This window comes from Pseudomonas sp. P1_F1_2 (assembly GCF_056405815.1).
The window spans coordinates 22032-30711 of the sequence record NZ_JBFUBK010000078.1 but is presented as its reverse complement, the minus strand read 5'-3'; the positions used below and the strand labels follow the sequence as shown (position 1 = coordinate 30711).

At 59.9% G+C, this 8680-nt stretch carries 8 protein-coding genes and 1 tRNA gene; 4 read left to right on the top strand and 5 right to left on the bottom strand.

Annotated features, from left to right (window positions below; translation table 11 throughout):
• Window positions 1-382: 382 nt before the first annotated feature.
• The 3 genes from gcvH to lipA are packed head-to-tail and all read left to right on the top strand — an operon-like array spanning window position 383 to window position 3104.
• Window positions 383-766 (top strand): glycine cleavage system protein GcvH, encoded by a 384-nt coding sequence (gene gcvH, locus AC1D2P_RS21305; protein ID WP_477757893.1) that lies wholly within the window; start codon window positions 383-385, stop codon window positions 764-766.
• 42 nt (window positions 767-808) lie between these two features.
• The gene (gene glyA, locus AC1D2P_RS21300; protein WP_046030478.1) at window positions 809-2065 is read left to right on the top strand and encodes a serine hydroxymethyltransferase; all 1257 of its coding nucleotides are present in this window, start codon (window positions 809-811) and stop codon (window positions 2063-2065) included.
• 52 nt (window positions 2066-2117) lie between these two features.
• Entirely contained in the window at window positions 2118-3104 is a 987-nt protein-coding gene (gene lipA, locus AC1D2P_RS21295; RefSeq protein WP_223525002.1) for a lipoyl synthase, read from the top strand.
• A gap of 74 nt (window positions 3105-3178) precedes the next feature.
• On the opposite strand, the gene AC1D2P_RS21290 is transcribed toward lipA, so the two are convergent.
• The 5 genes from AC1D2P_RS21290 to AC1D2P_RS21270 form a co-directional block, all read right to left on the bottom strand.
• A tRNA-Gln gene (locus AC1D2P_RS21290) sits at window positions 3179-3253 on the bottom strand.
• 133 nt (window positions 3254-3386) lie between these two features.
• The gene (locus tag AC1D2P_RS21285; protein ID WP_046030484.1) at window positions 3387-4511 is read right to left on the bottom strand and encodes an agmatine deiminase family protein; all 1125 of its coding nucleotides are present in this window, start codon (window positions 4509-4511) and stop codon (window positions 3387-3389) included.
• A gap of 69 nt (window positions 4512-4580) precedes the next feature.
• Complete coding sequence (locus tag AC1D2P_RS21280; protein ID WP_109786739.1) at window positions 4581-5684, bottom strand: extracellular solute-binding protein; 1104 nt, start codon at window positions 5682-5684, stop codon at window positions 4581-4583.
• Window position 5685: 1 nt separating this feature from the next.
• Complete coding sequence (gene aguB / locus AC1D2P_RS21275) at window positions 5686-6594, bottom strand: N-carbamoylputrescine amidase (RefSeq protein ID WP_477757894.1); 909 nt, start codon at window positions 6592-6594, stop codon at window positions 5686-5688.
• Between the two features lie 4 nt (window positions 6595-6598).
• The gene (locus tag AC1D2P_RS21270) at window positions 6599-7651 is read right to left on the bottom strand and encodes an agmatine deiminase family protein (protein WP_223524997.1); all 1053 of its coding nucleotides are present in this window, start codon (window positions 7649-7651) and stop codon (window positions 6599-6601) included.
• A gap of 132 nt (window positions 7652-7783) precedes the next feature.
• Between AC1D2P_RS21270 and AC1D2P_RS21265 the strand changes: the two genes are divergently transcribed.
• Complete coding sequence (locus AC1D2P_RS21265) at window positions 7784-8644, top strand: LysR family transcriptional regulator (RefSeq protein WP_477757895.1); 861 nt, start codon at window positions 7784-7786, stop codon at window positions 8642-8644.
• Window positions 8645-8680 lie beyond the last annotated feature (36 nt).

The window sequence follows — 8680 nt, the reverse complement described above, 5'->3', positions numbered from 1 at the left end:
CCTGTGGGAGCGGGCTTGCCCGCGATAGCGGTGTGACATTCAGCATTGATGTTGACTGACACTCCCTCATCGCGGGCAAGCCCGCTCCCACAGGGATTTGTAGTCGTCTTGAAATCGCTACAGCGTATCGAATTCAAGACAACCTTCTGCGACCCCATTTTTTCCTGCCCTGCTCGTTGCCCTCCTCTTGTCCGTATTGATTTCAATACAGGAAAACCCTATTGGCACTTTCAATAACATAACAACTCTTTGATTTTAAACAACTAACCAACATTGGCACCGCCCTTGCTATCACCGTTCCAGCCACGCTCGCTGCCCCGCACGAGCCTGTAAACGTCATCCGCCACCAGCAGTGGATGAGTCTGAACAATGAGGAGTTGTTATGAGCGAATTGCGTTTTACCGTCGATCACGAATGGTTGCGCCTTGAGAGCAATGGCCTGGTCACCGTTGGCATCACTGAGTTTGCCCAGCAGGCATTGGGGGATGTGGTGTTCGTTCAGGTGCCTGAACTGGGCGCCTTCGATGCAGGCGCTGAAGTGTCGGTACTGGAATCGGTGAAAGCGGCCAGCAGTATCGGCATGCCGCTGGACGGTGAAGTGGTCGAGATTAACGCGACGCTCGAGAGCACTCCGGAACGGGTCAACGAAGACCCATTGGGCGAAGGCTGGTTCTTTCGCTTCAAACCGGTCGATGTCGAAGCATTGAGCAACTTGCTGGATCAAGACGCCTATGAACGCCTGACCGCAGAACACGCCGACGCTTGAAGCCCCCCCACGCATTTCCTGAATCCGAAAAAGGACCACACCATGTTCAGCAAACACGACCAGATCAAAGGCTACGACGACGAACTGCTGGCGGCGATGAATGCCGAAGACGCACGGCAAGAGCACCACATCGAACTGATCGCCTCCGAGAACTACACCAGTCAACGGGTGATGGAAGCGCAAGGCAGTGGCCTGACCAACAAATACGCCGAAGGTTATCCAGGCAAGCGCTATTACGGTGGCTGCGAACACGTTGATGTGGTCGAACAACTGGCGATTGACCGGGCCAAACAATTGTTCGGCGCCGATTACGCTAACGTCCAGCCACACTCCGGCAGTCAGGCCAACGCCGCCGTCTTCCTCGCGCTGCTGCAAGCGGGCGACACCGTATTGGGCATGAGCCTGGCCCATGGCGGCCACTTGACCCACGGTGCCAAAGTGAGTTTTTCCGGCAAGCTCTACAACGCCGTGCAGTACGGCATCGACACCGCCACCGGGCTGATTGATTACGACGAAGTCGAGCGTTTGGCCGTCGAGCACAAACCGAAAATGCTCATCGCCGGATTCTCCGCCTATTCCAAGACGTTGGACTTCCCGCGTTTCCGCCAGATCGCCGACAAAGTCGGGGCTTACCTGTTCGTCGACATGGCCCACGTTGCCGGGCTGGTGGCGACCGGTTTGTACCCGAACCCGATCCCCTTCGCCGACGTCGTCACCACCACCACGCACAAAACCCTGCGCGGTCCGCGTGGCGGCCTGATCCTGGCCAAGGCCAATCCGGAACTGGAGAAAAAACTCAACGCGGCGGTGTTCCCGGGCGGTCAGGGCGGTCCGCTGATGCACGTGATCGCGGCCAAAGCGGTGTGCTTCAAGGAAGCGCTGGAGCCCGGTTTCAAAACCTATCAGGCGCAGGTGATCCGCAATGCCCAAGCGATGGCCAAGGTCTTTATCGACCGGGGTTTCGACGTCGTTTCCGGTGGCACCGACAACCACCTGTTCCTGGTCAGCCTGATTCGCCAGGGCCTGACCGGCAAAGACGCCGACGCCGCCCTCGGCCGCGCCGGGATCACCGTGAACAAGAATGCCGTGCCCAATGATCCGCAATCGCCGTTCGTGACCTCGGGCCTGCGCATCGGCACGCCGGCGATCACCAGCCGTGGTTTCAAGGAAGCGCAGAGTATCGAGTTGGCGGGATGGATCTGCGACCTGCTCGATCACCTCGGCGATGCCGATGTCGAGGCGCACGTCGCCCGACAAGCCGCTGCAATGTGCAGTGACTTCCCGGTCTACCGCGACTGATCAGCCACGGGAGGGTTAACCGCCCTCCCGCTCGCGCCAAAGGAAGAAACACATGAGTACAGTGATGGAACCAACCGGCACCGCCCCGGCGAAAATGCAAGTTGGCGTCAAACTGCGCGGTGCAGAGAAGGTCGCGCGGATTCCGGTCAAGATCATCCCGACCGATGAACTCCCTCGCAAACCCGACTGGATCCGGGTGCGCATGCCGATCTCTCCCGAGGTCGACCGGATCAAGCAACTGCTGCGCAAACACAAGCTGCACAGCGTTTGCGAAGAAGCGTCCTGCCCGAACCTTGGCGAGTGTTTTTCCGGCGGCACGGCGACGTTCATGATCATGGGTGACATCTGCACCCGCCGGTGCCCGTTCTGCGATGTCGGCCACGGCCGGCCGAAACCGCTCGACGCCGATGAGCCGATGAACCTCGCCGTGGCCATCGCCGACCTGCGCCTGAAGTACGTGGTCATCACGTCGGTGGACCGCGATGATCTGCGCGATGGCGGCGCCCAACACTTTGTCGATTGCCTGCGCGAAATCCGCAAATTGTCGCCGGGCGTGCAACTGGAAACCCTGGTCCCGGACTATCGCGGGCGCATGGACGTCGCGCTGGCGATCACCGCCACTGAGCCACCCGATGTGTTCAACCACAACCTGGAAACCGTGCCGCGCTTGTATAAAGCGGCGCGACCGGGTTCGGATTTCGAGTGGTCACTGGACCTGCTGCAGAAGTTCAAAGTAATGGTTCCGTCCGTGCCGACCAAATCCGGCCTGATGCTGGGCCTCGGCGAAACCGACGAGGAAGTCATCGAGGTGATGCAGCGCATGCGCGAGCACGATGTCGACATGCTCACGCTCGGCCAGTACCTGCAACCGTCACGCAGTCACTTGCCAGTCCAGCGCTTCGTGCACCCGGACGTGTTTGCCTGGTTTGCCGAGGAAGGTGCGCGCATGGGTTTCAAGAACGTCGCGTCTGGCCCGTTGGTGCGCTCGTCTTACCATGCCGACCAACAAGTTCAAGGGACGAAGTCAGTTGAACGCTGAGGCGTATCGCCTGGAGAGAAAATCACAGGCATAAAAAAACGCCAGACCGGTCAGGTCTGGCGTTTCTTGAAATATGGCAGGGGCGGCTGGATTTGAACCAACGCATGGCAGGATCAAAACCTGCTGCCTTACCGCTTGGCGACGCCCCTGTAGCAATTGCTACGAACGGGCGGAAATTTATCAACTTTCCCGCAACATGGGAAGCCCCTACCGAACATATTTTTGTTCTAAAACAGCCACTTAACATTAATCAAGTTTAGTTACAACGGGCACGACGCCAGATTAAACCCGTGGCTGATGATTGGTCACACAGTGGATGCCGCCGCCACCGGCCGAGATTGCATCGATGTTGAGCTGTACCACCTCACGGTCCGGGTAGAGCTCGGACAACAGGTCGAAGGCCTTGGTATCGGCCGCTTTGTCGCCGAACTCAGGCGCAATGACCGCCCCGTTGATCACGAAGTAGTTGATGTAACCGGCGGCAAAATCCGGATTGCTTTTGTTGAACTTGCTCTTGCGCGGGTTCAGCGGCGGCGACACGGTGTGCACTTGCAGCTTGCGGCCATCGGCGTCCGTGGCGTTTTTCAGAATGTCCAGGTGGGCCAATGTCACTTTGCGGTCGTAGGATTCGGGGTCGTTGTCGAGGTTGGCGATCACCACCCCCGGCTTGACGAAGCGCGCATAGAAATCGACATGGGCGTCGGTGATGTCCTTGCCTTTGATGCCCGGCAGCCAAATGATTTTGCGCAAGCCGAGGCGTTCCTTCAGCTCTTGCTCGACCTCGGCTTTGCTCCAGTCCGGGTTGCGATTGCTGTTGATCCAACTGCTTTCGGTCATGATCCCGGTGCCGTGACCGTCCACTTCGATACCACCGCCCTCGCCCACCAGTTCGCTGCGCAGGTAGCTGGCCTTGGCGTTTTTGGCGACCAGCGCGGCCAGTTTCGCGTCCTTGGCATGCCGTTGTTTGTTGCCCCAGCCATTGAAGTTGAAGTCGACGGCGCCCAATCCGCCGTCCCCGTCGATGACGAAGTTGGCGCCGATGTCACGCATCCAGATATCGTCGAGCTCAGTGGTGACGTAGGTGACGCCCGACGTGCCGCAGTGCTCTTCGGCCAGTTCCCGCTCGCTGGCGCGGCAGAACACGGTCACCGGCTCGTAGTCGGCGACGGTGCGCGCGATCAGGCCAAGGGCCTCTTGCACGTCGGCGGTAAAGTCTTCCCAGATCGCCTCCTGTGCGCCAAAGGCAATGAACGCACGCTGATGTTTGTCGCCTTCGTCCGGCATGAACCATTGCCCCCCGGTGGCAGCGTGTGCTGACACCGGCGAGAGGCTGAACCCCATGGACGCAGCGGCGCCTATACCTGCGATTACTGATGCGTGTTTGATGAACTGGCGACGCGTCGACATGTGTGAATCCTTGAATAGCTGTTCGTTATTGCTGAAAGATTGAAGGCCGGCACCGGGTGCCGGCGAATGTCACTGGGCAGTGGCGGTCTTGAACTTGGTCCAGGTGCGCATGCGCGCGCGCATATCGGATTGGGGGATGTCCTTGCCCGGAATCAGCCGTTCATACGTGGCTTCATCGAGGTAAATGTCCGGGTTATTACGCATGGCCGCATCGACGCTCGGACGCGCCTTCGCGTTGGACGTAGGGTAGCCGGTGAAGTTGCTGATGGCGGCCATGTTCTCCGGGCGCATGACAAAGTTGATGAACGCGTAGGCGTACTCCGGGTGTTTGGCGTCGACCGGTATCGCCATGGTGTCCATCCACACCGTGGTGCCTTCACGGGGAACGCGATACTGGAACGTGGTGTTCTTGCCGGCGCTGTCCGAGGTCCGTTGCGCCTGTGTCATGTCGCCGCTGTAGCCAAGCGACAGACACAGGTTGCCATTGACCAGATCAGTCACCGGTTGCGACTGGAACTTGCGAATGTGCGGTCGCAGTTTCATCAGCAAGTCACTGGCCGCAGCAAGGTCCTGAGGCTTGGCGCTACGGGGATCCTTGCCCAGGTAATTGAGCACCACCGCCAGCACTTCGTCCGGCGAATCGATCATCGAGATACCGCAATCGGCGAACCGAGCGGCCAGCTCCGGTTTGAACAGCATGTCCAGGCTGTTGACCGGTGCATCCGGCATACGCTGCTTGATCTGCTCGGCGTTGTAGGTCAGGCCGATGGTGCCCCAGGTGTAGGGAACAGTGGCCTTGCTCGAATGCTCATAGTGCGAACGCAACTTCTGCAAACCGGGTTCGACGTCATCCAGCGCGATGACTTTTGACTGATCCAGCGGCTGCAGGCTGCCCGCACGCATCAAGCGTTCGGCGACGGTGTCGCCGGGGAAGATCAAGTCGTAACCGCTGCCGCCAGCGAGCATCTTGGCTTCCAGCGTTTCACTGCCGTCCATGACGTCGTAGATCACTTTGATCCCGGTTTCGGCGGTGAATCGGCTGAGCGTGTCCTCGGCAAAGTAATCAGCCCAGTTGTACAGCCGCAGCGTTTTCTCTTCGGCGTGCAGCGATGGTATCGCGCAGCACAGGGCCAGGCCCAAGGCGCCGAGCAAGCGTTTGTTGGCGATTTGCATGTCAAACCCCTTGAGTATTCCAGCGTGCATTGAGGTGACGACCGTCCTGACTCAACAACGCCCCGTACATGTCCGGGCGGCGATCGCGGTAAATGCCCCAGCTCAAGCGTTCTTCGCGCATCGCGGCCAGGTCCAGGTTGTGCACCAATACGCCCGTGCTGTCGCGATCGGCTTCGGCGAGCAACTTGCCCTTGTGGTTACAGATAAAGGACGAACCGTAGAAGCTCATTTGCAGCTCGGGATCGGTGGTCGCCACCTCGCGGCCGACACGGTTGGAAGCCACCACCGGCAGGATGTTGGCCGCCGCATGACCGCGCATGGTCATTTGCCAGTGGTCCCGGGAATCCAGGGTCGCGCAGCCGGGCTCAGAGCCGATGGCGGTGGGAAACAGCAGGACTTCAGCGCCCATCAATGCCAGGCAACGCGCGGTTTCGGGAAACCACTGATCCCAGCAGATGCCCACGCCGAGGCGGCCGAACGCGGTGTCCCAGACACGGAAACCGGTATCGCCGGGGCTGAAATATTCCTTCTCCTGATAACCGATGGCGTTGGGGATGTGGGTCTTGCGATACACACCCAACAAGCGCCCGTCGGCATCGGCCACGCTCAACGAATTGAAGTACGCGTTGCCGGCCTTCTCGAACCAGCTCAGCGGCAACACCACACCCAACTCCTTGGCCAGCGCGGCGAAACGCTTGAGCACAGGGCTGTCGCGATATTCTTCGGCCAGCGCCAAGTGTTTGTGGCTTTGTTCGATGCAAAAATACGGCGTGGCAAACAGCTCCTGCAGCAGGATGACCTGGGCGCCCTTGGCCGCCGCGTCGCGCACTAACTGCTCGGCCTGATCGAGGTTGTGTTGCAGGTTCCAGGTGCATGGCATCTGGGTGGTGGCAATCGTCAAAAGTGTCATCAGATCAACCCTCCACTGGCCATGCCGGTTGCTGCTGGGTGATGCAATGCACCCCACCGCCGCCATGGGCCAGATGATTGATCCGCACCGGCACCACTTCACGTCCGGGGAACGCCTCACGCAACACATCGGCCGCGACGTGGTCGGCATCGATGCCGTAGGCCGGCATGATGATCGCGCCGTTGGCGATGTAGAAATTGGTATAGGAGGCGCAGAACACTTCAGCGTCGGTGTCGACGGCATCGGTGGCTTCATACAATTCGATCAGCTCGAACTTGCGCCCCTGGGCATCGGTTGCCAGCTCCAGCGCACAACGGTTTTCGCGGACCACTTCGGCATACACCGAGCCTTGATCGCGGGTGGCGTCGACCAGCAACACACCAGGGCGGGCAAATGCACAGACGCCATCGACATGGCCATCAGTCATGTCACCGGTCACATAGTCCGGATCGCCCGGCAGCCAGATGGTCTTCTTCACGCCCAGCAAACGCGTGAAGATCTCCTCCATGTCAGCCTTGCTCATAATCGGGTTGCGGTTAGGGTTGAGCAGCACCGACTCGGTGGTGATCAGCGTGCCCTCGCCGTCCACATGAATGGCCCCGCCTTCGTTGCTCAGCGGTGTGCCAAAGCACGGCAAGCCCAGATGATTGAGCGCGCGGCGCGCCAGGCTTTCGTCCAGATCATGCGCCGACTTGCCGCCCCACGCGTTGAAGCGCCAGCTCACACCGGCCAGGCCTTGTTGCGGATGGCAGACGAAACTCGGGCCGGAGTCGCGGCACCAACTGTCGTTTACCGCCAAGGCGATCAATTCGATGTTGGGCCCGCACAAGGCTTTGGCACTGGCAATGGCTGATGGATCGACGACCATTTTCACCGGCTCGAAACGGGCAATGGCATTGGCTACACGGGCGAAGTCTTCTTGCACCAGTGCCAGCGTCACGCCCCAACCCGATTCCCAAAGTGCCTGGTTGTGCGGCCAGACCATCCAGGTCGCGGCGTGTCGAGCCCACTCAGCCGGCATCCACCAGCCACTGTTTCGAATTTCGTTCTGCTGCATGACAAGCACCTTTAAGTTAAGCCATTGTGTTCAACGAAAACTGCCTTGGCGGTCTTGGCATGCATGCTACGGCTGTAAAAATGGGCGAACAAACAATGGATTTAGTGGAAAACTGATTAGGAAACCTTATCGATGCTCAAGCACTGGCCCCCGCTCGGCACCCTTCGCGGCTTTGAGGCCGCCGCCCGTTTGGGCAGTTTTCACAAGGCGGCCGACGAGTTGCACCTCACTCAGTCGGCCATCAGTCAGCAGATCCGCAGCCTTGAGGCGTACCTGGAACAACCCCTATTCTTTCGCAGCGGTCGCAGTGTCAGCCTGACCGATGCCGGCCACGATCTGCTCAGCACCACCCAGGCACTGCTGCAACAATTGGCCGTCGGCATTCGGCGTCTCGGGCAATACCAGAAACCCAATCAACTGGTACTCAACACCACGCCGGCGTTCGCGCGTCATTGGCTGTTGCCACGTTTGGGGGACTTCCGCCGTCAGCATCCGGAGGTGGACCTGTGGATTTACAGCGCCGATGAAGTCCCGGACATGACCACCCAGACCATCGACATTGCGGTGCGCGACGACATCAGCTCCCAGGCCGAATGCAGCTTCAAAGTGCTGCACGCCGACCGCCTCTTCCCGGCCTGCCATCCGAGCCAATTGGCGCTGGCGAGCGAACAGCGCAGCACCCTGCATGGCGAGCGGGAAATGGACTGGAGCCATTGGGCGGTGGAAGCCGGGATCGATGTCGGCCAGCAAGATCAGGGGCTGAATTTCTCCGACCCCGGCCTGCTGCTGGACGCTGCCTGCGCGGGGCTTGGCATCGCCCTGGTCAGCCAGTTACTGAGCCGGCAGGCGTGCGCCGACGGGTTGTTGCAACCCTTGGTGGAACAAACCATTCGCGGCCCGAACTGGGCGTTGTTGACCCACCGTGACAGCGAGAGCAATGCGAAGAGTTTCAGTGAGTGGCTGGTGAGTCAGTTGGAGGGGGCAGATTCGTGACYGATACCACTGCGCTGGCGCCTCGTAAATGACTGG

Coding starts and splice junctions, on each gene's coding strand:
- gcvH (WP_477757893.1), top strand. CDS start 383: ATGAGCGAATTGCGTTTTACCGTCGATCACGAATGGTTGCGCCTTGAG.
- glyA (WP_046030478.1), top strand. CDS start 809: ATGTTCAGCAAACACGACCAGATCAAAGGCTACGACGACGAACTGCTG.
- lipA (WP_223525002.1), top strand. CDS start 2,118: ATGAGTACAGTGATGGAACCAACCGGCACCGCCCCGGCGAAAATGCAA.
- AC1D2P_RS21285 (WP_046030484.1), bottom strand. CDS start 4,511: ATGTCGACGCGTCGCCAGTTCATCAAACACGCATCAGTAATCGCAGGT.
- AC1D2P_RS21280 (WP_109786739.1), bottom strand. CDS start 5,684: ATGCAAATCGCCAACAAACGCTTGCTCGGCGCCTTGGGCCTGGCCCTG.
- aguB (WP_477757894.1), bottom strand. CDS start 6,594: ATGACACTTTTGACGATTGCCACCACCCAGATGCCATGCACCTGGAAC.
- AC1D2P_RS21270 (WP_223524997.1), bottom strand. CDS start 7,651: ATGCAGCAGAACGAAATTCGAAACAGTGGCTGGTGGATGCCGGCTGAG.
- AC1D2P_RS21265 (WP_477757895.1), top strand. CDS start 7,784: ATGCTCAAGCACTGGCCCCCGCTCGGCACCCTTCGCGGCTTTGAGGCC.